This window comes from Mammaliicoccus sp. G-M28, from assembly GCF_022386595.1.
In the GTDB taxonomy this organism is placed as follows: domain Bacteria; phylum Bacillota; class Bacilli; order Staphylococcales; family Staphylococcaceae; genus Mammaliicoccus; species Mammaliicoccus fleurettii.
Map to the genome: position 1 here is coordinate 1 of NZ_JAJNIF010000017.1, position 26,357 is coordinate 26,357.

26 protein-coding genes, 1 pseudogene and 1 riboswitch are annotated in these 26,357 nt (G+C 30.6%); of the genes and pseudogenes, 12 read left to right on the plus strand and 15 right to left on the minus strand.

Features of this window, described 5'->3' with window-relative positions:
- Window positions 1–207: 207 nt before the first annotated feature.
- Both LQ609_RS11350 and LQ609_RS11355 read right to left on the minus strand, forming a co-directional pair.
- Window positions 208–717 carry a thioredoxin domain-containing protein gene (locus LQ609_RS11350; RefSeq protein ID WP_078358399.1) on the minus strand — a complete coding sequence of 170 codons (510 nt, stop codon included), beginning with the start codon at window positions 715–717 and terminating at the stop codon, window positions 208–210.
- Between the two features lie 153 nt (window positions 718–870).
- Window positions 871–1,071, minus strand: coding sequence for a cold-shock protein (locus LQ609_RS11355; protein ID WP_016913015.1), 201 nt, complete (start codon window positions 1,069–1,071; stop codon window positions 871–873).
- A gap of 408 nt (window positions 1,072–1,479) precedes the next feature.
- Between LQ609_RS11355 and LQ609_RS11360 the strand changes: the two genes are divergently transcribed.
- The 5 genes from LQ609_RS11360 to LQ609_RS11380 all read left to right on the plus strand — a co-directional run bounded on the left by LQ609_RS11360 (window position 1,480) and on the right by LQ609_RS11380 (window position 4,204).
- Complete coding sequence (locus LQ609_RS11360; RefSeq protein WP_078358400.1) at window positions 1,480–1,866, plus strand: CidA/LrgA family protein; 387 nt, start codon at window positions 1,480–1,482, stop codon at window positions 1,864–1,866.
- Entirely contained in the window at window positions 1,863–2,546 is a 684-nt protein-coding gene (locus tag LQ609_RS11365) for an LrgB family protein (protein ID WP_239734763.1), read from the plus strand. Before LQ609_RS11360 ends, LQ609_RS11365 begins: the two co-directional genes overlap by 4 nt.
- An 89-nt stretch (window positions 2,547–2,635) precedes the next feature.
- The gene (locus tag LQ609_RS11370; protein ID WP_174221861.1) at window positions 2,636–3,190 is read left to right on the plus strand and encodes a DUF4256 domain-containing protein; all 555 of its coding nucleotides are present in this window, start codon (window positions 2,636–2,638) and stop codon (window positions 3,188–3,190) included.
- 162 nt (window positions 3,191–3,352) lie between these two features.
- Window positions 3,353–3,808, plus strand: a complete 456-nt coding sequence (locus tag LQ609_RS11375) for a LytTR family DNA-binding domain-containing protein (RefSeq protein WP_158079039.1) — start codon at window positions 3,353–3,355, stop codon at window positions 3,806–3,808.
- A gap of 12 nt (window positions 3,809–3,820) precedes the next feature.
- The gene (locus tag LQ609_RS11380) at window positions 3,821–4,204 is read left to right on the plus strand and encodes a DUF3021 domain-containing protein (protein ID WP_078358404.1); all 384 of its coding nucleotides are present in this window, start codon (window positions 3,821–3,823) and stop codon (window positions 4,202–4,204) included.
- Between the two features lie 463 nt (window positions 4,205–4,667).
- Here the strand turns inward: LQ609_RS11380 and LQ609_RS11385 are convergent, their stop codons facing one another.
- The 7 genes and pseudogenes from LQ609_RS11385 to LQ609_RS11415 form a co-directional block, all read right to left on the minus strand.
- On the minus strand, window positions 4,668–5,024 hold the full coding sequence (locus LQ609_RS11385; protein ID WP_078358405.1) for a hypothetical protein: 357 nt from the start codon (window positions 5,022–5,024) through the stop codon (window positions 4,668–4,670).
- Window positions 5,025–5,250: 226 nt separating this feature from the next.
- Window positions 5,251–6,186, minus strand: a pseudogene (dcm, locus tag LQ609_RS11390) (DNA (cytosine-5-)-methyltransferase); the annotation flags it as partial.
- 145 nt (window positions 6,187–6,331) lie between these two features.
- Complete coding sequence (locus LQ609_RS11395) at window positions 6,332–7,597, minus strand: LlaJI family restriction endonuclease (RefSeq protein WP_239734764.1); 1,266 nt, start codon at window positions 7,595–7,597, stop codon at window positions 6,332–6,334.
- Window positions 7,590–8,636, minus strand: coding sequence for an AAA family ATPase (locus tag LQ609_RS11400; protein ID WP_239734765.1), 1,047 nt, complete (start codon window positions 8,634–8,636; stop codon window positions 7,590–7,592). Before LQ609_RS11400 ends, LQ609_RS11395 begins: the two co-directional genes overlap by 8 nt.
- Window positions 8,626–9,327, minus strand: coding sequence for a hypothetical protein (locus LQ609_RS11405; RefSeq protein ID WP_239734766.1), 702 nt, complete (start codon window positions 9,325–9,327; stop codon window positions 8,626–8,628). Before LQ609_RS11405 ends, LQ609_RS11400 begins: the two co-directional genes overlap by 11 nt.
- Before the next feature lie 61 nt (window positions 9,328–9,388).
- Window positions 9,389–10,420, minus strand: coding sequence for a DNA cytosine methyltransferase (locus LQ609_RS11410; RefSeq protein ID WP_239734767.1), 1,032 nt, complete (start codon window positions 10,418–10,420; stop codon window positions 9,389–9,391).
- Window positions 10,413–11,483, minus strand: coding sequence for a DNA cytosine methyltransferase (locus LQ609_RS11415; RefSeq protein ID WP_239734768.1), 1,071 nt, complete (start codon window positions 11,481–11,483; stop codon window positions 10,413–10,415). The genes LQ609_RS11410 and LQ609_RS11415 overlap by 8 nt, the downstream gene beginning before the upstream one ends.
- A gap of 481 nt (window positions 11,484–11,964) precedes the next feature.
- On the opposite strand from LQ609_RS11415, the gene LQ609_RS11420 reads away from it, so the two are divergent.
- The gene (locus tag LQ609_RS11420; RefSeq protein WP_239700429.1) at window positions 11,965–12,492 is read left to right on the plus strand and encodes an HdeD family acid-resistance protein; all 528 of its coding nucleotides are present in this window, start codon (window positions 11,965–11,967) and stop codon (window positions 12,490–12,492) included.
- A gap of 74 nt (window positions 12,493–12,566) precedes the next feature.
- Here LQ609_RS11420 and LQ609_RS11425 read toward each other — a convergent pair whose 3' ends face one another.
- A complete protein-coding gene (locus tag LQ609_RS11425; RefSeq protein ID WP_239711057.1) occupies window positions 12,567–12,902 on the minus strand; it encodes a YflT domain-containing protein in 336 nt (111 codons plus the stop codon).
- 16 nt (window positions 12,903–12,918) lie between these two features.
- Complete coding sequence (locus LQ609_RS11430; RefSeq protein ID WP_078358408.1) at window positions 12,919–13,314, minus strand: hypothetical protein; 396 nt, start codon at window positions 13,312–13,314, stop codon at window positions 12,919–12,921.
- A 177-nt stretch (window positions 13,315–13,491) separates the two neighbouring features.
- Window positions 13,492–13,600: riboswitch (TPP riboswitch) on the plus strand.
- Window positions 13,601–13,656: 56 nt separating this feature from the next.
- On the opposite strand from LQ609_RS11430, the gene LQ609_RS11435 reads away from it, so the two are divergent.
- The 5 genes from LQ609_RS11435 to LQ609_RS11455 are packed head-to-tail and all read left to right on the plus strand — an operon-like array spanning window position 13,657 to window position 17,313.
- Window positions 13,657–14,250: a thiamine phosphate synthase gene (locus LQ609_RS11435; RefSeq protein ID WP_481817189.1), complete on the plus strand. Its 594-nt coding sequence runs from the start codon at window positions 13,657–13,659 to the stop codon at window positions 14,248–14,250.
- The gene (locus LQ609_RS11440) at window positions 14,243–15,349 is read left to right on the plus strand and encodes an NAD(P)/FAD-dependent oxidoreductase (protein WP_208143552.1); all 1,107 of its coding nucleotides are present in this window, start codon (window positions 14,243–14,245) and stop codon (window positions 15,347–15,349) included. Before LQ609_RS11435 ends, LQ609_RS11440 begins: the two co-directional genes overlap by 8 nt.
- The gene (gene thiS / locus LQ609_RS11445) at window positions 15,346–15,546 is read left to right on the plus strand and encodes a sulfur carrier protein ThiS (RefSeq protein ID WP_107509365.1); all 201 of its coding nucleotides are present in this window, start codon (window positions 15,346–15,348) and stop codon (window positions 15,544–15,546) included. The genes LQ609_RS11440 and thiS overlap by 4 nt, the downstream gene beginning before the upstream one ends.
- A gap of 1 nt (window position 15,547) precedes the next feature.
- A complete protein-coding gene (locus LQ609_RS11450; RefSeq protein ID WP_115337106.1) occupies window positions 15,548–16,315 on the plus strand; it encodes a thiazole synthase in 768 nt (255 codons plus the stop codon).
- Window positions 16,315–17,313 carry a ThiF family adenylyltransferase gene (locus LQ609_RS11455; RefSeq protein ID WP_239734769.1) on the plus strand — a complete coding sequence of 333 codons (999 nt, stop codon included), beginning with the start codon at window positions 16,315–16,317 and terminating at the stop codon, window positions 17,311–17,313. Before LQ609_RS11450 ends, LQ609_RS11455 begins: the two co-directional genes overlap by 1 nt.
- A 97-nt stretch (window positions 17,314–17,410) precedes the next feature.
- Here the strand turns inward: LQ609_RS11455 and LQ609_RS11460 are convergent, their stop codons facing one another.
- Window positions 17,411–17,776, minus strand: coding sequence for a DUF488 domain-containing protein (locus LQ609_RS11460; protein WP_239734770.1), 366 nt, complete (start codon window positions 17,774–17,776; stop codon window positions 17,411–17,413).
- 147 nt (window positions 17,777–17,923) lie between these two features.
- Between LQ609_RS11460 and LQ609_RS11465 the strand changes: the two genes are divergently transcribed.
- Window positions 17,924–19,879 (plus strand): fructose-1,6-bisphosphatase, encoded by a 1,956-nt coding sequence (locus tag LQ609_RS11465; protein WP_239734771.1) that lies wholly within the window; start codon window positions 17,924–17,926, stop codon window positions 19,877–19,879.
- 458 nt (window positions 19,880–20,337) lie between these two features.
- Here LQ609_RS11465 and LQ609_RS11470 read toward each other — a convergent pair whose 3' ends face one another.
- The 3 genes from LQ609_RS11470 to LQ609_RS11480 all read right to left on the minus strand — a co-directional run bounded on the left by LQ609_RS11470 (window position 20,338) and on the right by LQ609_RS11480 (window position 26,007).
- Entirely contained in the window at window positions 20,338–22,338 is a 2,001-nt protein-coding gene (locus LQ609_RS11470) for a CocE/NonD family hydrolase (RefSeq protein WP_078358414.1), read from the minus strand.
- A gap of 131 nt (window positions 22,339–22,469) precedes the next feature.
- The gene (locus tag LQ609_RS11475; RefSeq protein WP_078358415.1) at window positions 22,470–24,233 is read right to left on the minus strand and encodes an ABC transporter ATP-binding protein; all 1,764 of its coding nucleotides are present in this window, start codon (window positions 24,231–24,233) and stop codon (window positions 22,470–22,472) included.
- Window positions 24,217–26,007: an ABC transporter ATP-binding protein gene (locus LQ609_RS11480; protein WP_078358416.1), complete on the minus strand. Its 1,791-nt coding sequence runs from the start codon at window positions 26,005–26,007 to the stop codon at window positions 24,217–24,219. Before LQ609_RS11480 ends, LQ609_RS11475 begins: the two co-directional genes overlap by 17 nt.
- Window positions 26,008–26,357: the final 350 nt, after the last annotated feature.

Below are 26,357 nucleotides of genomic sequence, written 5' to 3' on the forward strand. Positions count from 1 at the left end.
TGTGAATATAGATAGCCTTACTTACACTTCTCTCGACTTGTGTGAATATAGATAGCCTTACTTACACTTCTCTCGACTTGTGTGAATATAGATAGCCTTACTTACACTTCTCTCGACTTGTGTGAATATAGCTCACCTACGACTAAGAGGCTGGGACAAATAATTTGTCCCAGCCTCTCTTCCAAAATAAATATCTACACTTAATTTTTAACTTTGTAGTGCTTTTTCCAATTTTTCTTTTATTGTTGCTTTATCGTCTTCAGTTGGATTAAATTCAAATTTTTCACCATTTATGAAGACTGAAGGCACTCCAGTAATGCCTCTTTCAAAGGTTTCTTGATGTATAGCAAGTGATCGATCATCTGCATTTTTTTGTGGGGATAAAGCGAGCTCCTGCTCCATTTTTCTTTCTATCGTCTCAAAATTCAATGTCCATTCTTCTTGTGTTCCATATAGGTGACGTATAATCTCAAATGTTTCTTCAGGGTCATTATAATCCAGATAAATATTAGCGACAGTACCTTTTAGCAGTCTTTGCTTAGTCTTATCAAAGTGTTTAATAATATATTGAACACTTCCATCATTAATATAAGGTTTTAACACTTCATCTGCTGCTGCAAAATAATGAGAACAATATGGACATGCAAAATTTATAAATACTTCTACTGTTATATTTGCTTCTTTATTTCCTACAGTTAAATGTTGAATTGTTGTCATAACGATTACCTCCTATATGTTGTTATATTAATTTAACCATTTCACCGACTATAATGCTAACGATTATATTCAGAATAGTTAAATAATTTATATTATAAAAACAAAAAAACACCTCATAACAATGTTATGAGGTGTTAAGCTAATAATTTAATATTAGTTTTTGTTAACGTTAACCGCTTGAGGTCCACGTTGGCCTTCTTCGATATCAAATGTAACTGAAGCGCCTTCGTCTAATGATTTGTAACCTTCAGTTTGGATTGATGAGAAATGTACGAATACGTCGTTACCATTTTCTCCTTCGATGAAACCATAACCTTTTTCTGCGTTAAACCATTTTACTGTACCTTTATTCATATAAAAGTCCTCCTGTGTGCTTTTGCACGATATATTTGCAATAATCAATCTTCAAACTTAAATGGACTTTCATTAACAATGAATAAAACTACCAATTAATTTAATCTCGAAATATCACTTGATACTTACTATACATTATAAGTTATAAATTGTAAAGCCTTTTGTTAAATTAAACTTTTATAACTTGCTAGTTCTTATAAGTAATACTTATCTATAACCTTTAATTCTTCATCTAACATTGCGTATCTTCTATCATTTAAATATTCTTCTCTTAATTTTAAAAAGAAAAAGAGAAACCACATAATATAAATAACATTTCAAATTAACTGAATCAGTTCTATAATTAAATAATATATACTCAGATGACGTTAAAGCCATCTTAAATTTTTAATAAAGGGTTTGTTTACTATGATTTCAAAGTTTATTAAAGTCATCTTTCAAATATGCATCATATATTTAATCACAATATTTGGTAGCTGGATTCAGCAAATTCTAGACATTCCGATTGCTGGCAGTATTATAGGTCTTGCTACACTATTCTTGTTACTGCAGTTCAATATTATTAAAGAAGAGTGGATAAAAGATGGTGCAAACTTACTATTAAGCACAATGATCTTTTTCTTTATTCCTTCTATTGTTGGTGCAATGGATTTAGTTGAACAATTTAATTCTCAGTTTATCTTCTTAATTATTTTAGTTATAGCAAGTACTTGTATCGTTGCACTTTGTTCCGGATACGTTGCAGAAAAAATGACAAAATCTAATAGTATAGAAGAAAGTGGTGATAAATCATGATTTTAAAAACATTATTCATGATTCTTTTAACAGTCATCACGTACATATTTGCATTGTATATTCAAAAGAAATTTAAAATCGCAATTCTCCATCCAGCACTCGTTTCTTCTATTGTAATAATATTTGTACTTATTATGTTAAATTATGATTATCAAGACTATATGACTGGCGGTAAATGGATATATAACTTTTTAAACTGCACAGTTGTATGCTTAGCTTATCCTTTATACTTATATAGAAGAATGATTGTGAAACATTTCAAAGTCATTATAACTAGCGTGCTTGTCGGCATAGCTATCAATATCATATTAATATTTACAACATTGAATATTCTAGGTTATTCAAAAGAAATGATAGCATCTTTATTACCTAGATCCATTACAGCTGCAGTCGGTGTTCAAGTATCACAACAAATTGCTGGAATAGACAGTTTAGCAGTACTCTTTATTATCGGGACAGGACTTATCGGAAGCATATTAGGCTCATATTTAATCAAGCTTGCTAACTTTCAAACTTCCATAGCAAAAGGACTGACATATGGAAATGCATCACATGCCATAGGAACTGCTAAAATATTAGAAACTGATATTGAGTCAGCTGCATTTAGTTCTATCGGGATGATACTAACAGCGCTTATAAGCTCAATAATCTTACCGTTATTTGTTTTATTAATCTATTAGACATTTGATGATTGCTCCTTGATGATGATTTACATATTACTTTCATTAAAGTTATATTTTGCTAAAATAAAAGAAAAAGGGGTATTCATATGACATCTCAACAACTAACACAAGAAGAACAAACAGAGCTTATTGAAACATTGAAAAAACGTTTTGAAAAATTCCCAGAACGTCATGAAAACATAGAGTGGTCTGACGTAGAAAGTCGATTACAATCTAATCCAGAACAGTTATGGTCACTTAATGAAATGGAACGAACTGAAGGAGAACCTGATGTTATTGGGTCTGAAGATGATCAATATCTTTTTGTAGATTGTTCAAAAGAAAGTCCTAAAGGTCGTAGGAGCGTATGTTATGACAGAGAAGCACTAGAATCTAGAAAGAAACATAAACCGGAAACAAGTGCTATAGATATGGTAAATGAAATGAAAGTTAGTTTACTTACTGAAGAACAATACAGACATCTTCAAACACTTGGAGAATTTGATAAAAAATCATCTAGCTGGGTAGAAACTCCAGACAAAATAAGAAACCTTGGCGGTGCTATATTCTGTGATTTACGCTACGATACAGTGTTCACCTATCACAACGGAGCTGATTCATATTATGGAGCAAGAGGTTTCCGTAGCATGCTAAAAATATAAACAAAAGCTTCCTTTATAAGTCACAATTAGTGAAAGTAAAGGAAGCTTTTTTACAATACATACCCCTCTCAACCACTCACACCCTCAATCAAACCGGTTATGCTATAACTACTGACAAAATAGAATAAAACACATACTATATAACCAAAGGAGGCAATGGCTATGAAAGATCAATTCAATGTACACTTACAAATTGACTCAACTAAAACGCTAACCGACGTCACCATTAGCACATATGAACAAGAAATTGGTAACAACCTATTAAACTATATACAACAATATGAATCACCTTCCGACAAAATAGGCATCAAAACATCTCAAGGTGTATCACTCGTTATTAAAGCTAATATTATATTTGCAGAAATATTTGATAAACAACTTAGCATTACAACAACTGAAGAAACCATCACAACTAGAATGTCACTCAATGCGTTACAGCAAACTTTACCAAGTCACAAGTTCGTGCAAATTAGTAAATCCTCCATTGTAAACATAGAACATATAACAAAAGTATCTCCATCATTTTCAGGAAACTTGTTTGGAACACTTATCAATAATAAAAAAGTAACAATATCAAGAAGATACGTTAAAAATTTAAATAAAGCATTAGGAATATAAGGAGGGAAAATTATGAATAAAATATTAAAATCTACCTTACAAGGCATTGGTATAGGAAGTAGTATCATGCTCATATTCATCGCTATATTTAACGTTACAATCGATTTTCTGGATGTCATAAGTGTTTATTTATTTGGTGCCATTTGTGGATTCTTACCAATCGTTTATGCGTTTGATAACCTACCATTACCAATTAAACTGATCATCCATTTAGGAGGAAGCGTAATAGCATTCTTTATCCTCTCAACAATAAACCATTGGGTACCACTACAACCAGAACCCTTAATTGGCGCACTTACAATATTCACACTTATCTTTCTTGTCATATGGTTCATATTCTTAATATTCAACGCTCAACAAAGTAAGAAAATAAATACAAAACTTAAAAATATGTAAGGAAACATAATACAAATCTAAAAATATGTATAAAAACAGGCTGAGACAAAAATTGTCTCAGCCTTCTCAGCCCTTTTTCACTCTAAAATTTCCCCAGAAAGGAAACACACAAAAATCAAAAAGTAACCTTCCTAACATTCAATTAGGATAATACTATATTAAATTAGAACTAAATTCTAATAAACGTTGTTGATCATATGAAATACTAAAAATAATTCAACCTATAATTCTTCTCAGAAATCCCTAGAGTATACCAAACTCTATGTAACCTATAAACCACCATATCCTTGAAGAAATGTACGCACTCTATTAAATTAACTGTTTATCTATATATGAGAAATTAAAAAAGAGAGTATTACTAAATCGAAGCTATTAGGAAGGAACCATTCAAATACAAAATCTATATAATCTTTTTACTACATTACAAAATCCTATTTTTCTAATACATTTACAAAATTAATAGCTAATCACATTCTTGATGATTATTTAAATACCTTGTATTATGGTAATCCTTGTCTAAATACAGGCAAATTTCGTTAATTCTACAAACACTAGCATTGAGAGAAGTTGAACTTTGCTTTAATACAAGCAAAGATTTGTTATCTACATGTTTCTTAACGGTAGCTAGAATAAATACCGAATTGAAAAACTCAGTATTATCGCTAAGAGACTCCCCATATCTCTCCTCAATACCACCTAATAAATCATTAACACTTAAATCTTCAGGAACCACATATTCTTCAGTTCTCGATACGCCACCTTTACCATCAGTGATGTATCCCTCTAAGTCACAAAGCTCTAACTTAATTACTTTATACATACATCCTCCTGTTCAAGAGTGAATTATAGGTTACACTTATATTATATATAATCTGATTTTAATGTCAACTATTTTTTATAAACTTTTTATATAATATTTTAAAGATACGTTAGAGTCCTTGATTTATCTAGGTTTTATAAGAGGACAAATGTGTTTATGCTTAAATTTTATAAACTCATAATACAAAAAAATTAAGACACAACATTAAAAATGTCGTGTCTTAAAATTAAAATAATTTCAACTGAGAATGTGTGTCTTCAGATGTAGAATTAATTATTTCTATTTGATTAGCGATTCTTGTTACTAAAGGAACTACTAAAGCATTACCCATACAAAAATATCTCATTCTATCAGTCATAGTGCTTGTCCAATCATCAGGAAAATCATTTAATCTTTCAGCCTCTATAGGCGTTAAAATACGATATTTATCATCATTATTAATTAAATGAGTACTTCTATTAACAGAGCCTTCACTAGTTAACATCGTTCTTGCTGGTAGATCTAATGAATCAGTTTCAGACATACCACCTTCTGAAAAGTAATATTCATGACCTGTTTTTGAAGTTCTTTTAATCTTTTTAGGTCCTCTTAAATATTTAAACTTCTCGACATGATCGTCATTTAAATAGTAACTTGAATCTACTTCTTTTTCTAATATTGCCCCTAAAGGTATAGATTCTTCATATACTGGAATTGTATCAATAGTATGAACTTCTCCATTCTTCATTATTCCAGAATTATAATAAGTAAAGCTAAAATTATTTGAAACCTCAACTATATCTTCAGATATTTTAGTAGAAGCAACTCTATTTTTATTCGGCTCTTTCTCTACTGGAAATGCTTTTGCAAACAGGCCCTCTGCATAGATAATGTCTTCTAAACTTTTATTTTGCATTAATAATCCATATGATAAGTCTCTTTTATATCCGAATATAAATACTCTTCTTCGTCTTTGACTATTACCATAATCAGCTGCATTAATTACTCTCCACTCTATATCATAACCTAATTCATTTAGAGTAGATAACATAACAGAAAAATCTCTTCCTCTTTGGCTAGAAGGTGATTTTAATAACCTATCAACATTTTCAAGTAATATAAATTTAGGGACAGTATTTTGAATAAACCTTACAATTTGCCAAAATAAAACACCTTTTTTACCTATACCATAAAACAAATGAATAAAATTGAGGTTCATACCTTTCCTATGCAAAGTGTAAGTAAAAAAGACTGCTAACTATTTCATTTTAAGTGAGTTTGTCGACAATCTAAAAAACTTTATTTAAATTTACAGTAAGAATATTATTTTATTCTGAATTTTTATTACTTGATTCTTTATAATTCAATGATTTTTGATGGCTAATTATATTGTTAAGGATGTGTTCTAAATTTATCTCGTCTAAATAAGATTTTAATACTATATCCAAATTTATCGAATATGCATAAACGTAACCAAAGATATCTTCTTTGCCTTGTACTGCAGTTTTACCAATATACTTATATTCACTTAAAATTGTTTCAGGCATAAAAAATATATTTTGAATATTATCATATGAACCATTTAATGACAAATTATAATACATTTGTTTTACTACACTTTCCCAACCTGGAAATTTCCTAACTTCATTTGTGATTATTGAATAATATTTTGCATCAATAATTATTAAGTTTGTACCTTTATCTATTAATACATCTGGTATTTGCTTTGTTTTATAAATTTCACCATTAATGTCCCAATAAGGTTTAGGTACATAATTCTGTAGTTTATCGTTATGCTTCATCGCATTTTTAATCATTACTTCCCATATATAATAATAATATGGTGTAAGTAAATTAAATTCTATCGAACCATTTTTAACTACTTCTAAATAAATAATCATTTTTTGCAATAGATCAACTTGATAACCTGAGAAAGTTTCTCTAAGATTTCGTTTAAGCACTATTATTTGTTCTTCAATAGTCAAATGTAAATCAATCTTATTTATATTAGCTTTTTTATCATATAACCAACCAAAATTATTACAACATTCAAAGATAATATTATTATGAATAGCAGAAATAATTGAGTTATTGTTTATTTGATTTTTATTTGTTATTAAATCTAAATATAAAAATTCGGAATTATTTACAATAGGTAATTTCAATTTAATTGTTCTAGCCCAATCAATTCTTCCATTACCATTATTTTCTTCTTTTTTATATTCTTCTTTATATAAACCATGATTAAAATAGTCATTTATTAGCCAACCAATATTATCAATAGATTCTATTTCACTATTTTCTTTACCTAACCATTCATTCTCTTCATGTGATAACCTAATTGTATCTTTATATTTTAATAATGATTTAAATACTTTTCTAGCTAATTTTAACTTACGATCACTTCCAAGATTTTTATTAACTCCTTTAGGTAAAAACAAATAAGTTTGGTTATTTGTTATAGAAATCCCACATACTTTAGATGTGACTGTTTTATCTTTATTTAAATTGAAATAACCACTATCTATAAATTCATTTGGTATATTTTTTTTAAAATATCTCTGTCCTTCAATAAATGATTCAAATCTAATCATCGTTTATTCCCTCATCTACCGATGAATATTCTATTTTATTTTCACTTATCTTTTCATTATTAATTGGTTGATCTTTAAATTGACTAGCTAATTTAGAAACAAAACAGTCAATACCATTATTCTTATAATCTTCAATTAGGTTTGAAAAAATATTATGCTCTTTAAATATTACTTTTCTGTTATATCTAAAGACATCATCCCATAAATAAATTAATAATTTTGATGCAACTAAGTCTTTGTCTACGATTTCTTTTTTTGTAATAAACCTTTGACCTATTAATCTATCTTCATGAATACCATTTTCTGACAAAAAGTTATTTAAAATTTTACCAAATTTAATCCATGGTACATTAAAACCTGCAATTATTACATTTTCTAAATCAGGAGCATTAAAATTAATAGGTGTATATTCAAATTGCCACCTTCTTTTAAATGCACTATCTAACACATTAACACCCTGGTCAGCACTATTCATTGTAGCTATTAAACTAAAGTTTGAAGGTATAATTATTTCTTTGATATATACACCTTTAGTTTTTTTAATATAGTCACTTATTTCTTTATTAGTTATAGAATACTTACTCTTTCCATCTTCATCTCTATCTAACAATTGAAAAACATCTCCGAATACAGCAGCCGTATTAGCTCTATTTAATTCCTCAATAATAATACCATGATGATGATTACCGTCAAAAATTGCGTTAATTAAACTATCTGTAAACGGCCCGGGAACAAATTCATATTTGATATTCCCACTTTCTTCTTCCTGTGTAGGTCTTAAACCACCAATGAAATCGTAATATGTATATTCTGGGTGAAATGTAACTCTCTTATAACCAGGGTATTCAAGATCAACTTTATAAGATTTACCTGTGCCCGGAGCACCATAATAAATTTTATTTTTTCCACCTATTAAGTTTGTTTCTATATTATATAAATGATTTTCATTATTTGAATCATTTCCATAATTATCAATTCCTAATAATTCTTCAAGCACTAAGAAATTTTTTTTAATATCATTTTTCATCTTATATGACATCTTCATAACCTCCCATAACTTTTGAAAACTTTTCTGTTGGATATATTTTATTCTTATCAAAATATATAAGTCCTGCATTACTTAATAATTCCATATTATATTTCCAGCTATTAGGATTTTTTTTGATTTCTACATGGAGATCATCTTTATTTTCTAATTTAATCATTTCATTAACCCATTCTTCACTTTTATTTTCTTCTATACTATTAGTTAAAATATGAAATTGGTTAAAATTAAGTTCTTGATTATTATTTATATAATCAACACATTTTTTATAGATCAATGATTTATCACTTGTTAATAAATTAATAAAAAATTGACATAGAAAATCTTCAAGGATTTTATTTAAAGTACCTTTTATTTTTTCATCTTTAGTTTTGTATAGTTCTAAATATATTTTATTAAAAACAAAAAATTGTTCTCCTAATGGTGTTAATAAATCACTTATTACTATCAATTTATTTGTATATTCGAATAATCCATATCTTTTTAACCAAGGAAAGAACATTCTTATTTTACTACCATCTAATATTTTATTATCAGATTCTATTCGATTTTGAATTTCTTTATATGTAAACTCCTCTTCAAAATTATTGATTATCCATTCATATAATTGATTTAATTGTTGTAACCTAACAACAGTAAAATACCAACCAGGATTACTTACTCCATTTAATTGAACTTTAACCATATTTTTATCCCCTTTATTTTCATAAATAGATATAAAATAAAATCGGATTAATTACCCGATTTTATTTTAAAAACTTTTTAATTTCATTTGCTACATAATAAGCTAATAAAGGTGGTACTGCATTACCCACTTGTTTATATTGACTTGTTTTAGAACCCAAAAATATAAAATCATCAGTGAAAGATTGTAATCTAGCACTTTCTCTAACTGATGGTACTCTGTTTTCTTTATAATGAAAATAGTTTCTATGACCAGTATCTATAGTATTAGATGGCAACTTGCTATTCATTCTTTGAAAAGCTTTATTATACTTTCTTATTTCCCAATATTCTTTTGATAAATCCGTAATTTTTCCACCATCCGGTATCATCGATATAATTTCAATAGTTTTTTCTGCATGTTTAGTAGGTTCATGATTGTTCACTGTTTTAGATTTAACTCGCATATAATTTTGGTATTCGTTTTGAGGTTCAAATCTATATAATCCTGAAAACAAATCAATTATATCTAGTGAAGGAAGATCGGATAGTGCTTCTTCCGTTGTAATCTTATGTGACAAAGGAAGAGGAAATTTGAAAGCTTCTTCTTTTATACCAACAAAAAACACTCTGTTTCTATTTTGAGGAACGCCATAATCTGAAGCATTCAATAATTTATACTCAACATTATATCCTAATTCAGTAAAATGTTTTATTATATCATCTTTAAAAGATCCTTTGTTTAGAGTTAATAATCCTTTAACATTTTCTATTACAAAAAACTTAGGTCTAACTTTTTTAACAACTCTATAATACTCCTTATATAAGTGGTTTCTCGGATCATCCACGTCTCTTGTCCCCACAGTACTGTATCCTTGACAAGGGGGACCGCCTATAATTCCTGTTATTTCATTTGATACTTCATCTAAGTATTCATTAGTTAGTTCATGTATATTCATGCATTTTGCAACATTGTTTTTATGATTATAATTATATGTTTTTATTGCATCTTCCCACATATCTATAGCTAATTCTATTTTAAATCCAGCCTCTTCAAAACCCTTACTTAGTCCTCCTGCTCCGCAAAACAAATCCATTATTTTATATTCATTCAATTTTTAAAACCTCTTTCAATTCATTAGCAATTGCTTTAGATAATAATGGTGGTACCGCGTTTCCTACTTGTCTATATTGAGACGTTCTACCACCTAAAAATATAAAATCATCTGAAAATGATTGTAATCTTGCCGCTTCTCTTACAGTTGGTATTCTATTGTAAATTGGATGAAAATAATTGCTATGAGAATTTCCAGTATCAATTGTTACGGAAAAGTCATTTTCATCTAATCGTTTATATGCCGAAGAATGTCTGTTATTACGAGCATTTGCAAACATCTCAACAGGTATATCTCTCCAATTCCCACCCTGTGGTACTTTTTTGATTCTTTCTTGGACTATTTCTGCAGGATATTTTATCTCATGGTTTAATATTTTGTTTTCTGAGTTTCTTAGATATTTTTGGTAGCTTGTTTTAGCTTCCATTTCTAATAAATATTCTGATTTTCCTAGTTCCTCGCTTTCTAATTCATACAATTCACCAATAGAATCATATACAGTTGTACCTATAGTTTTTTGTATTTTATCAAAATCAAAATTTTCTTGACTCATAACAAAAAAATTCCTAACTCTCTTTTGAGGAACACCATATTCAGATGAATTCATAATTTTATGAGTAACTTTGTAACCTCGTTCTTCAAAAATTTCATAAATTCTTTTTTTAGCAGCACCATTATTTGATGTTATAATTCCTCTAACATTTTCAATCAATACTACTTTAGGTCTTATTATGTCAACAAATTTAACAAATTCAAAAAAAAGTTTATTTCTATCATCATCTAATTCTTTTTGCCATCTATTTGCGGAAGAGAAGCCCTGACATGGAGGTCCACCTATTATTACATCTGCTTTAAGATAATCCTGAAAGTCGTTTAGAATATCCTCATTTGTTAAATTAATTAAATCTAAACAAACTCCTCTTGCTTCAGGAAAATTATGGTTAAATGTATTTATTGCATCCTGGTTCACATCTATTCCACCTATAATATTATAACCAGCCAATTTAAAACCTTCGCTCAATCCACCACAACCACAAAATAAATCTATTACATTTTTATTCATTTACATATCACCTCATGCTTATACCTATTTAATTTTTTACATGTAATTATATCATTAAATATTATATTATAATTACAAACCAAACACAAACATATGTTCTTAATTCATCATATAGATTTCACTATTAATACACATAAATATAATGATGATAATCACAATCATTTAACTTTATACTTACATATTATAAAGAAATATACAATTCCAAATTAACTATAATATTTTCTTTTATCGTTAAATCTATCTAAACTTATATTATTTTTCAAACAATATTTTGTAAACTGCTTCTTTAATCTTACTATTGGATACTTTATGGTTCTCTTGTGATTTAAATTCTTGCCTTTCTAGATGAATCAAATAGTTACAAAAAATCTTATCTTCAACATTGTACAATAAATTTGTACAAAACCTTACTCAGAAAACTTCCCCTTACTCCCTTATCGTTTTATACTATACTCATTACATATTTTTAGGAGGTTATATTATGGCTCAACAAACGAATAGATTTAAGTGGCCGAGTTTTGTGATGGGTGCTTTGTTTTTAATTATTGGTATTGTTATTTTCAGTTTTCCGCTTGAGAATTTTTATACTATTACGTGGTTGATTGGTTTATTCTCTGTTATTAGTGGTGTGCTAGAGATTAGTTTTAGACGTGCGGGTAAGAAAATGATGGGGATACCGAATGGTTGGACGATTGTTCTTGGTGTGATTAATATTATTTTCGGTCTTGTTGTTATGTTCAATTCTGCTGAGAGTTCTGTTTTCTTAATTTATATTTTTGCGATTTGGTTTATTATTAATAATATTGTCGCTATTTTTACTGTTACGCCTATCGAGAAATCTAACAAAGGTTTTCATACTTTATCTATTATTTTAAATATTGTTGGTATTTTTGCAGGTATTGTTTTATTATTCAACCCGCTTCTTGCTGCGGTATTTATTTCATTCATGATTGCTTTTATGTTTATATTGTTCGGTATATTTTATGTAATTGATGCTTTAGCTTCTTAATTTTGAATGCTATAGATACTAAAAACCCAGCATGACTTTTGTGTCTGCTGGGGTTTAGTATGTTTATAACGACGTTATTTTAATACGCCTTTTATTCTTTGATCTGTTACGATCAGTAATACTTTTCCTTGTTTTATTTCTTTTATATATTTTTCTGCTTCTATTTCAGTTATATTAAGTATTTCTAACTTCCTTAGAAATTCATCTTCTTTATAAGAATATCCACCAATATCTTTTCTATTGTAATTGATATTTTCTAATTCTGTTTGCTCTACGATTTCTGCTGTGTGTGCTTCGTCTGATGAGAGTATATAAATGTCTTTTTGGCTAATGCCTTGGTCTTTTAATGTATTGACGTCTGTTTCTAAATCTTTTTCATTTGTATATACTTTGACTACAGGATTCATCATAATAGCCTCCATTCAATTACTCTGTTTGAGTTTTTAAATTATTATAGCGTTCTTCAGTAATATAGAAGTTACTATTTTCTATTATAAAATCAAAGATTTCTTCTTTAGTTATACCATCTGGCAATTCATATTTAATCTCAATTCTTTCTTCGTCACTTGAATCTACCTTTTTGATTTGTTCTCGTTTAACGGCTATCGCTCTTTTATTATATTTTAATTTAATATCTGCTTTCCGTTCTTCGATTAATTGTAACCTATCGATTTTGAATGCTGAGTTAATAAGTTCTTTTAATCTTTGTTCTCTTTTACGTACTGTTCTTCTTTTGTTAAAGTCTGATATATATTTCATTCTAACTATGAGATATAAAATTACGATTATAAGTAATGCAATGATAAATAAAAGTGTACCCATCTCTCATCCCACCTTTTATGATATAAAATCATGTAGCATTTTTATTCATACGTATAAAGAGAAACTAGTTATTATTTGTTTTAATTCCCTTTATTATTTTTATTAAACTCGTGTTATTTTAATTTTCTATTTGAACATTCAGACTATTATATGTACAATGAAATTAATAATTAAATAACAGACCACTGGAAGTGCCTTATTAGAGGCTGAGACTAAAGTAGCGACTTTAGGATTCCCAGAACCTGATCCAGTTCATACTGGCGTAGGAAAGTGGCGTATCTAAAGAAGCTAATTTTTGCGCTATTTTTCTATATATGGAAAAATAGCGCTTTTTTATTTGGAGTGATTCAATTGTTTATAGCCATTTCACCGTACAAGCATTTAGTTAATGATGACTTAAATCATTATATAGAGATTTCAAATGATATTGACTTATTATTGCTTAGAGTTCCTATGAGTCGCGATTTATTATGTAACGCGATCGATTATTTGTTAACTCATGGTTTTCCTAGAGACAAATTAATGGTTCATACAGATATTTCTGTTCTTGAATTATATGACTTACACTTTATTCATTTTCGAGAAAATGACGAACAAGCTTTTCTATATAAAGCGTCTCATCCACATATTTCAGTTAGTATGTCGACGCATTCTGTTCATAGTGTTGAACGTGCTAAACATCATCATTTAGATTTCGTATTTTTCGGACATGTCTTTGAATCATCTTCAAAAGAAGGTCTCATTCCTAAATCTGTTGATGAAATCAAGATTGCAACTTCGATTGATATCCCTATTTATGCTATTGGTGGTATCAATCAAGATTCACTTAAAGTACTTCCAGCAGGTTTTCAAGGAATTTGTGCAATTTCCTTTTTCAGAGATTGTAGCATTCAAGAAATAGAACATTTAAGGAAGGTGTGGCATGCATATGTATGACGTTATAATTGTCGGTTCCGGTGTAATCGGCATGTCTATTGCACGTGAGTTAATGGACAAAGCACATTTATCTATTGCAGTAATTGATCGTGATATCCCTGGTTTACATGCATCATATAAAGCAGGTGGCATGTTAGGTGCTCAAAATGAATTTGTTCAAGATACAGCACTTTACCAACTCGCTTTACGTTCAAGAGATTATTTTAAAGCTTTAAACCATGAATTATATAAAGAAACAAACATTAATATAGATTATCAAGAACACGGATTAATCAAAATGGCCGCTTCAGAAGAAGACGTCGAATGTTTAACAGAACAATATCATTTTTTAAATGAGCGAGATAGATCTGTAACACCATTAAACAAAAAGGATTTAGACAATCTTTCTAAACATACAATTGAATTTAAGCATCCTGCTATATACATCCCTGATGACGGTCAGATTAATGCTTCAAAATATACAAAAGCATTATTAAAATCAATTACCAATAAAGGGATTGAACGATTATATAGCACTGAAGTTAAAGCAATCAAACGTTTAAAAGATTGTTATAAAGTTCATACTTCAGATACTATTTTGTTCTCAAAAAAGGTTGTCGTAGCAGGAGGTGCATGGAGTAATAAACTATTAGAAGACTATCAAATTGAGCCGAAATTAACTGGGGTTAAAGGTGAAGTATTGTTGTTAAAGAATGAACAGCTTAGTTTGAAACAAACTTTGTTTATAACGAATGGATGCTATATTGTACCTAAACGAGACAATACATTCCTAGTTGGAGCTACAAGTTATTTTGATGACTATTCCGTTGGTACTTCAGCTGAAGGAGAAAAGTGGTTAATTAACCAAGCAACATCATATATACCAATATTAAAGGAAAGCAATATCATCCATAAATGGTCTGGTATTCGGCCATACACTCATAATGAATGGCCAATTATGGATGAAATAGATCATGGTCTTTTCTTAGTAACTGGACATTATAGAAATGGTATTTTACTTTCACCTATCATTGGAAAGTTACTTTCTGAATGGATAGTTAACGATCAAGCACCATCATTATTAGATGATTTTAAAGTTAAAAGGAGTGTTCAGTTATGAAATGTATGATCAATGGAGATGAATTTAATTTCGACGAAGTATTAACTTTGTCTGATTTACTCCAATCGCTAGAGTTAGATCAAGAAAGAATTATAGTTGAATGGAATGACACACTTGTAAAGAATGATCAATTTAGCAATATTCTCGTTAGAGAGTCAGATCGATTAGAACTATTAGAATTTGTCGGAGGCGGATAAAATGTTAAAAATAGGACCATATGAAATTAACTCAAGATTATTATTAGGTACAGGAAAGTTTAAAGACGAACAAACACAATCTGAAGCCATACTAGCATCTGGCACGGAAGTTCTAACCTTTGCTGTTAGACGAATGAATTTATATGATAAATCTTTACCCAATCCTTTAGCTAACGTAGACTTAGAAAAATTCATTACATTCCCTAATACAGCTGGTGCTCATACTGCCGAAGAAGCTGTGCGCATTGCTGAAATTGCGAATCATGCTGGATTATGTAATCTCATTAAAGTGGAAGTAATTGGTGATGATAAAACGTTATTGCCTGACCCAATAGAAACTTACAAAGCTTGTGAAATTTTATTAGAAAAAGGCTATATCGTATGTCCATATATTTCATGTGATGTCGTGCTAGCAAAAAGATTAGAAGCATTAGGTGTTCACGCTATTATGCCACTCGCTTCACCAATAGGTACAGGTAGAGGAATCAATAACCCTCTTAACTTAAGATATATTATAGAACAATCAAGTATTCCTGTTATCGTCGATGCTGGTATTGGGTCTCCGAAAGATGCTTGTTATGCAATGGAATTAGGTGCAGATGCTATTTTATTAAACACTGCTATTTCTGGTGCTAGAGACCCTGTAACTATGGCTAGCGCAATGAAGTTAGGTATTGAGGCAGGACAATTAAGTTATACTGCCGGTAGAATACCTGTTAAATATACTGCACAAGCATCTAGCCCTACTGAAGGTTTAGGTTTCTTATAATGAACCGTTATGAAAGACAAATAAAGTATCAGCACTTTGGAGAACAAAGCCAAAAACAATTACAAAATACAAATATTTTAATCATGGGTGCTGGTGCTCTTGGTAGCCATGTCGCTGAATTATTAGCTCGAATGGGTGCACATAAATTATCAATCATCGACATGGATATTGTAGAACTGTCAAACATACATCGCCAAGCACTTTATGATGAACATGATGCACAAGCAATGTTACCAAAAGTATACGCTGTAAAAGAGAAAATAAAGCAAATTAATCATAATGTTGAACTAAATGCGATTCATCAAGAAATGACATCAAATAACATTGAAAACATCATTAGCAAAATACAACCTGACATCATAATTGATGGAATGGATCAATTTGATATGCGTTTTTTAATCAATGAAGTGAGCCATAAATTACAGATTCCATGGATATACGGAGCAGCAGTTGGAAGCAAAGGAACTGTATATGCTATAGATTTTACTGGGCCTTGTTTGCAGTGCATCCTGAATACCGTTCCACATACTGGTGAAAGCTGTGCAATTAATGGTGTATTACCACCTGTCGTTCAACAAGTAGCAAGTTATGAAGTATCCGAATTATTACGCTTCGTTTCTGGAAATGGATTTTCTAAAAAACTGATTACGATTGATACTTTTGAAATATCTACACGCACTAGGAATATAGATGTTTTAAAAAACAACAATTGTATTGTATGTGAACAAAAAACATACCATTCTTTGAATAATTCTTATCATCCATCAATAGAATCACTTTGTGGAGATACATTCTTATTCAGATTTAAACAACAAGCATTTGAATTCGCACACTATTTCCCAGGTCATATTATTAAAGAAAATGATTATGTAAAATTTATAAAGTATGCAGATATAAACATGACTTTATTTAAAGACGGTCGCATGAACGTTCATGGAATAAGCACAAAAGAAGATGCAAAGACAATGTATCAACAGTTGAATAGAAGCATAAAATAGCAATAAAAGGACAGAATTAAGAGGCTTGACAAATTAATTGTCACAGCCTCTTATCATTATATTGGCAGTAGATTGCCAGTTTTAAAATACGTTTATATTAATCTTTTTTCTGATGGTCAATTATTTCTTTTAGAACTACTGCTTGATTATTTTTTTCATCTTTCGCACTGTATAATAAGACAACCTTTTTATCGCTTTTTTTGTATATTTCTTTTAGTTCTTCTAAAGCTTCTTGTTGCTCGCCAGATTTTAGTTCTTTTATATATTTTTCTTTAAAGGAAGAAAATTTATCTGGATCATGATTAAACCATTTTCTTAAAGTGTCAGAAGGTGCAATTTCTTTCAGCCAATGATCAAGGTTAGCTTTATCTTTAGATATACCTCTTGGCCATACTCTATCTACTAATACTCTAATTGTATTTTCTTCTTCACTTTCATAAATTCTTTCTATTTTACAGCTCATCAGTCATCCGCTCCTTTTTACTTTTATAACCTCATTAACCTTGTTTTAAACCATTAAAGAAAACGCTTAATGTGATATACTATATCTCAAATGGTATGCTTAATTTAAATAATAAAATTTAAATATGATGAACGGAGTGATTTTTTCATGACTCAATATGACAACCAGAATTTAAAAGAAAAGTACTTAAATTTATTAGCAGAAAAGTTTGACGAAGAAGAAAAAGTAGCGACTGAAATTATTAACTTACAATCTATATTAGACTTGCCTAAAGGAACTGAACATTTCGTCAGTGATTTGCATGGTGAATATCATGCTTTTCAACACGTTTTAAGAAATGGTTCGGGTAATGTTAGAGCTAAAATTCATGATATTTTTAAAGATACACATTCTGAAGAACAAATTAGTGAACTTGCTGCTTTAGTTTATTACCCAGAAGAAAAACTAAAGCTTATAAAAAATCAATTTGAAACAAAAGCTGATTTAAATGACTGGTACGTTGAAACAATCCAACAAATGATTCACCTTATTTCATATGCTTCAAGTAAGTATACGCGTTCTAAATTACGTAAAGCTTTACCAAAACAATTTGTATACATAATCGAAGAACTTTTATATAAAAGTAATGTCTATAATAACAAGACTACTTATTATGAAACAATCGTTCAAAAAATCAACTCTCTTGGACAGTCAGATAAACTCATTACCGGTTTAGCATATACCATACAACAACTTGTTGTAGACCACTTACATGTAGTTGGTGATATTTATGACCGTGGCCCAGAACCTGATAAAATTATGGAAACACTGATTAACTATCATTCAGTTGATATTCAATGGGGTAACCATGATGTACTTTGGATTGGTGCTTATGCAGGCTCTAAAGTATGTTTAGCAAATATATTAAGAATATGCGCACGTTACGATAATCTAGATATAATTGAAGATGCCTATGGTATAAACTTGCGTCCATTAGTCAATTTAGCAGAAAAATATTATGGAGATAATCCTGCTTTTTATCCAAAACAACATGCAGAAAAAAAACTATCTGAAGATGAAAAATTACAAATCACTAAAATTCATCAAGCAATCGCTATTATTCAATTTAAATTAGAAAGTCCAATTATTAAACGCAGACCTTCTTTTGATATGGAAGAAAGATTAGTCCTAGAAAAAGTAGATTACGACAAACAAGAGATTACAGTATATGGTCATACTTACCCACTTGAAAATACATGCTTTGAAACAATTAATCGTGCAAACCCAGCAGAATTAATTGAAGAAGAAGAAGAAGTCATTAATAAATTACTACTCTCCGTTCAAGAATCAGAGAAACTCAAACGTCATATGAATTTCTTAATGAAAAAAGGAGATTTATATTTAAAATATAACGGTAATTTATTGATCCATGGTTGTATACCGGTAGATGAACACGGCAACATGGAAGAAATGGAAATTGACGGCAAGATGTATAATGGACGAGAATTACTTGATCAGTTCGAATATCATATTAGAGAGTCATTTAGCCATAAAAACGAAACAGATGATTTATCTACAGATTTAATCTGGTATTTATGGACAGGTAAATATTCTTCTCTATTTGGGAAACGTGCCATGACTACATTCGAAAGATATTTCATAAAAGATAAAGCTTCACATAAAGAAGAAAAAAATCCATACTACTATTTAAGAGAAGACAGTGAAATGTGCCGTAAAATGTTGGAAGAATTCAACTTGGACCCAGAACAAGGCCGTATTATAAACGGACATACACCTGTAAAAGAAATAGATGGAGAAAATCCAATTAAAGCAAACGGTAAAATGATTGTCATTGATGGTGGATTTTCAAAAGCATACCAATCTACAACAGGTATCGCTGGCTATACATTACTTTATAACTCATTCGGAATGCAACTTGTAGCTCACAAACACTTTGGTACAAAAGAAAACGTACTACTAAACGGTGCTGACGAACTATCCGTACGACGTGTTGTAGATGAAGAACTCGAAAGAAAAAAAGTTCGCGATACAAATATCGGAGCTAAGTTACAAGAAGAAATCAATATGTTACAAGAACTTATGTCATATCGATATATAGATTAAAAAGAAACCCGTGAGAGCCACGATAACTACTGGCTCTCACGGGTTTTGCTATATTAAGGATGATTAAAGATGGAGTGGATTGTGGATCTGAGTTTGGATTTGGATTTGGATCTAAATCGCACGATATCTTTGGAGTCTTCGTGCGATTTAACCCGATTTGAGCTGAATCGCACGATATCTCTGAAGTCTTCGTGCGTTTTAACCCGATTTCAACCGAATCGCACGATATCTCTGGAGTCTTCGTGCGATTTAACCCGATTTCAACCGAATCGCACGATATCTCTGGAGTCTTCGTGCGTTTTAACCCGATTTCAACCGAATCTCACGATATCTCTGAAGTCTTCGTGCGATTTAACCCGATTTCAACCGAATCGCACGATATCTTTGGAGTCTTCGTGCAATTCATCCGGATTCAACCTTTTTTACCTAGCATATATTCCTGATACTTCATAAATCCACTAACTATAATTTCTTTTTATTTTCTTATGCCAAGTCTTTGTGAAGCATTGTACGCCATCATTATATGCTACTAGCTTGTTGTATAAATAATAATAGTCTACATCACAAGTCATTGTACTATATGTTTCTACTTCGGTATCAATATCATCATCTTTAACGATTACTTTCCAATCGCATTGTACTTTTGCTGTGAGGGGATCGCCTTCTGTAATTGTATATAAATTCAGATTCTCGGTGCCATATGTGATATTACTTTCTTTCAATGTTCTTAAACCTTCATCTGAATAATCTCTTAATACCCATTCATTTGTTGTTAATCGCTTCGTTATATCTCTCGTTCTTGAACCTTCTCTATGGATAATTTTTTCTAATGGTTGTGCTGTTTCTGATAATTGATAGTTTAATTGAACTTCTTCAAAATTGTCCACTAATGGCAATTCCAAATGCGAATATTCTAAGTCTACTACGATGTTTGCTACTTCTCTACTTGGCCAAATTTGTGGCCAATATGCAGGTGCGATAGATATTTCTATTGTATGTCCTGCTGGTATTTGATAACCAATAACATCTAACGGCACTTCAACATTTATAAACTCATTCACCGGTAAGTTTTCAGGTGTTTCATGACTCTTATAATGATTTAAATTAAGTTGACCCATTGTAACGAGTGTCTTGTGACCGTCTGGATGTACGTCTGTAATACGAACATGGATATTACCAAATTTAATATCAGATTTCAGATGTAACTTTGCTACTGGTTGTCCTATTATATTCAAAGTTTCACCAAATGTATCCAACATAAATGAACTAGCTAAAGCATTATCAATAGTTTGATCATCCGGTAAATCTCCTTCTTGCCCAAAAGGACAAAATACGCCTGAATATAATCCATGTTGCTGATTATTTTTTAATGAAATTACTCTAGTCATACTACTTAATAGATCTTTCTTAGTCGTTTTTTCTTTCAACAAATCAAACCATTTACCTTCTCTATAATCATATGATGTTTTAGGTTCTACGCTGTCTTGCAAATATACTAAAAATTCATCTTGATGATCTTTAGTTGAATCTAGTTGCATCCATTTATCTAACCATGCAACGACTTCTTGTAAATAACCAAATTGAGGACCAGGAATTGCAACATCTGGAAATTCGTGTGCCCACGGTCCAATTATACCTTTTTTCGGTACATTTAAATTTTCCATTAAGCGAAATACAGCATTTGTATAACCATCTGCCCAACCACTCATCGTTAATACTGGAATCTTAATATCAGAATAATCTTCGTTAATTGAACCATGTTTCCAATAATCATCTCTTGTTTGATGACTTACCCATTCTTCAACAAACGGCGGTGTCTGTTCCAGACGTTCTAACCAATTTTCATACCATTTATCCCCAAAATATTTAGGAAAAGCAGGTCTCGCATTATAAGCAAACATTGTTGAAGCCCACCAGAGCATATCTGATGCCATCAAAGTACCACCTTTATAGTGCACATCATCAGCATAACGATCATCAGTCGAGCATAAAGATATAATCGTCTTTAATGCTTCTGGTTGTCTAGCAGCTACTTGCAAACCATTAAATCCACCCCACGATTTACCAATCATTGCTACAGAACCATTTGACCATTGTTGTGATGTAATCCAATTTATAATATCTATGGCATCATCTTGTTCTTGCAATGGATATTCATCTTCAATAATACCTTCAGAGTCACCCGTACCTCTTATATCTACTCGAATTGCTGTATAACCAAAGCCAGCAAAATATTTATGTCTAATTTCATCTCTTAAAGCTGTGAATTCATCTTTTCTATACGGTAAATATTCCAAAACAGCTCCCTTAGTCTTGTCATTCGTCTTAGGTTTCCATATTTTAGCTGATAACCTAGTCCCATCAGACATTGTTATCCAAGTATGATGAATCACTTCGATTTCATATGGAAATTGTGTTCGTTCTGTTATTTTATTATAATCTACATCAAAAACACCCATGTAAAATCCCCCTCTAACAATCTATTACTATTCATTATACAGATTTACATTAAAATAGCCTGAACAGACACTTTCATCTGCGCAGGCTTAAATTTATTAAGGACATTTTTCTAAAATCTATCCATTACACTTTATCCGTTCTGTAATAAATACATTTTATGATAGATTCCATTTTCTTTAATTAATTCATCGTGTGTACCACGTTCTACTATTTCACCTTTATTAAGAACGAGTATTTGATCGGCATCTTGTATTGTAGAGAGCCTATGTGCAATTGCCAATGTCGTTCTACCTTTACGCATTTTTTCTAATGATAATTGAATTTGAGCTTCTGTTTCAGAATCTATATTAGCTGTCGCTTCATCAAGAATTAATATTTTAGGGTCACTTGCAATTGTTCTCGCAAATGCTAACAATTGTCTTTCTCCACTTGAAAATGCACTTCCCTTTTCAATTACTTGATGGTCATATTTCCCAGGTAATTTATTAATGAATTGATCTGCATTTACAAACTCAGCCGCTTCTCTTACTTTCTCAAAAGTCATTGTAGGGTGATACAGTTTTATATTTGAAGTGATTGTTCCATAAAATATAAAAGCATCTTGTAGTACTAGCCCGATATTATGTTTCAAGTCATTTTTAGGTATCTCTTTAATCGATTGATTATCAATTAAAATCTCGCCTTGATTATATTCATAGAATCTCATAAATAAATTTATGATTGAACTTTTTCCAGAGCCAGTATGACCAACGAGTGCAACTGTTTCTCCTGGATTTGCAGTAAATGATATATTTTTTAATACATCATTTTTACCATCATAACTAAATGTAATATTTTTAAATTCAACTTTCCCTTCACTTATATGATAGTTTTTATTTTCTAATTGTTTCGGTTCGACCATATCATTGTCGATAAGTTTAAATACTCGGCTCGCTGATACAAGTGCTTGTTGGAATACGTTTAAATTTTGACTGACTTGATTAATTGGTTCAAAGAAACTTTCCATGTATTGTACAAAAGCAAATACAACACCAGCTGTTACTGCACCAGAAAAACTCAATATACCGAAATAACTTAGTATCATAATGACAGCAAAGACTGAAATCATACTAATTGCTGGTCTTAACAAAAGCCCATCAATTTTAACTGTCTTCATATTAAAATCATAGTGTTCATCATTAATATCATTAAATTCACTTTGCAATCTCTTCTCTTGATTAAACACTTGAATAATGCGCATACCCTCGATAGATTCTGCAAGCTTTGCATTTAAATCAGATAAAAGTTGTCTTGCTTGTGAAAAATATATAGCTGAATATTTTCTGTAAAGTGCTAATATCAAGATAATAATCGGCACAAATACAAGTGCCATTAATGCAAGTTTAAAATCTAAAATAAACATCATGACATAACTTGAAATGACCATAAAGATTGCCATTAAAAATGATGCGAATACACCGATGAACATTTCGACGATGGCTTCAGTATCGTTAGTTAATCTAGATACGATGCTGCCTCCAGGTTCTTTGTCATAATAACGCATACCTAGTTGACCGATTTTATCAAATGCATCTATTCTCAATTGCTGTATCACTTTAAATGCTAAATATTGAAAAAGATAAACATTCCAATAAGTTGCAACAGCACCAACTATTTGTGTAATAAAGAATACTGTTATTAATAAAGCTATATCATTTTCAGGAAATACTTGAGGTGTTAAATAGTCATCGATAAATATTTTCACTAAATAAGGTGTAGCAATGCTTGCTACTGTTGAAATCGTCAACATTAAAAAAGCTAGCGCTATAATACCTTTAAAGGGGAATGTATATTTAATCAATCTTTTAAGTACTACAAATTGATCTTTAGCAGTTAAATTATGATTTTGTGCCATTGCTGTCATCCCCTTTCGCTAACTCATCCAGACTACTCGCGATTTCTTCATGTAAAGCTTGAGCTTGGTATGTTTCATAATACCAGCCTTTAATACTCATCAACTCTTGATGTGTCCCTCTTTCAATGATTGTGCCTTCATCCATAACAACAATCATATCCGCATGACTAACAGCACTCATTCGATGAGCTGTAATAATATTTGTCTTGCCTTGTCTTACACGCTGCATATTTTCTAAAATATGTTCTTCAGTCTCGGCATCTACTGCTGATAATGAATCGTCTAAAATCAATACCGGAGGATTCATAATTAATGCACGTGCAATAGAAATCCTTTGTTTTTGACCGCCTGATAAAGAGACCCCTCTTTCTCCAACAACCGTATCGTAGCCTTCAGGAAAACTTAAAATATCTTCATGAATATAGCTTGTTTTGCTCGCATTATAGATGATTTTATTTTCTAATGAAGGGTCACTAAATGCAATGTTATTACGAATTGATGTTGAGAATAAGAAATGATCTTGTGGTACATATCCAAATTGAGCTCTTAAGCTGCTAATATCAAAATGTCGTAATGGTTGGTCGCCATATTTAATTTCATTCGCTCGTTCTGTATCAAATTCACGTAATAATAATCTGATAAGCGCGCTTTTTCCTGAGCCCGTTCTGCCGACAATACCAATAGTAGAACCTTTAGATATTGTAAATTGAACGTTGCTCAAAGCTATACTTTCATCATTTGGAAAGCTGAAGTTTTTAAGATTAAACTGAATGTCACCTTCAGGGATATTATGAGTTTCAACTTCAGTATTAACTTCATTTTTTACATTAATTATTTCATTAATACGCTCATATGACGCATGACCTCTTTGAACAATATTAAAAAATAAACCCAATGCTAAAAGTGGCCAAACCATCATTCCCAAATACGTTGTAAATGTAACGAGTTGCCCAATCGTTATATCATCATTAATGACCATTCTTGCACCAAAGAAAATAGCTAAAAAGTAACTGACACCAATAACAGCCATAATAGTTGGATCGAATAATGCATCAATTTTAGAGACTTTTAAATTTTTATTTACAACATCATCACTTAAGCTTTTAAAATCAGCTTGATCATTCTTTTCATATCCAAATGTCTTTGTAACTTTTATACCAGCAATACTTTCTTGTGTCTTATCATTCAATTGACTAAATGCAGCTTGTGCTTTTTTAAATCCGCGGTTCAATAACTTACCATAATAGCTCGTTAATATAATCATAATTGGTAAAGGTATCATTACAATCAAAGTTAAACGCCAATCAACTGTAATTGCCATCGTAATCAATACAGCACCGCCAGACATCAATGAATCCGCAATTGTTAACACACCGCCACCAGCAGTATTCTGAACTGCCCTTATATCATTTGTAGCATGAGCCATCAAATCTCCAGTACGACGCTCTTGGAAAAATGAAGGACTCATCGAAGTATATTTATGGTAAAGTCGAGACCTTAATATCTTGCCCAACCTCATACTCGCTCCAAATATCATAATGCGCCAAAAATAGCGAAATGCATATGTAAGAACTGCCGCAAAAAACAGAATAATGACATAAATCAAAAGTGTCTTTCCCGTTAAAGAATTAAAAGTGATACCATCAATAACACGCCCAATAATTTGTGGGGGCAATAAATCAATTAAAGCTACTATTAATAATATTAATATACCGATAATATAGTTTTTTCGTTCTTTTTTAATAAACCACCCTAATTTTGCAAATACCTTCAAAGTTAATCACCCTCCCCTTTATATCTGTACTTTAAAATTTTAGCACAAAAGGATAAGTAAATACTTAAAAAGATTGAATTTTGTTACTTTTCTAATAAATTCATACTAATGGCGTATATAGAGTAAGAAGAATGAAGAATATTTGGGTGTTGGAAGGTAGGCTATTTATCATGTTTGGCCTGTCTTGATAAATTCAGCCGCTCTATTTATCATGTTTGCCTTGTCTTGCAATATTCAACTGTTCTATTTATCATGTTTGCCTCATCTTGCAATATTCAGCCGCTCTATTTATCATGTTGGACCTGTCTTGATAAATTCACGGGCTCTATTTATCATGTTTGCCTCGTCTT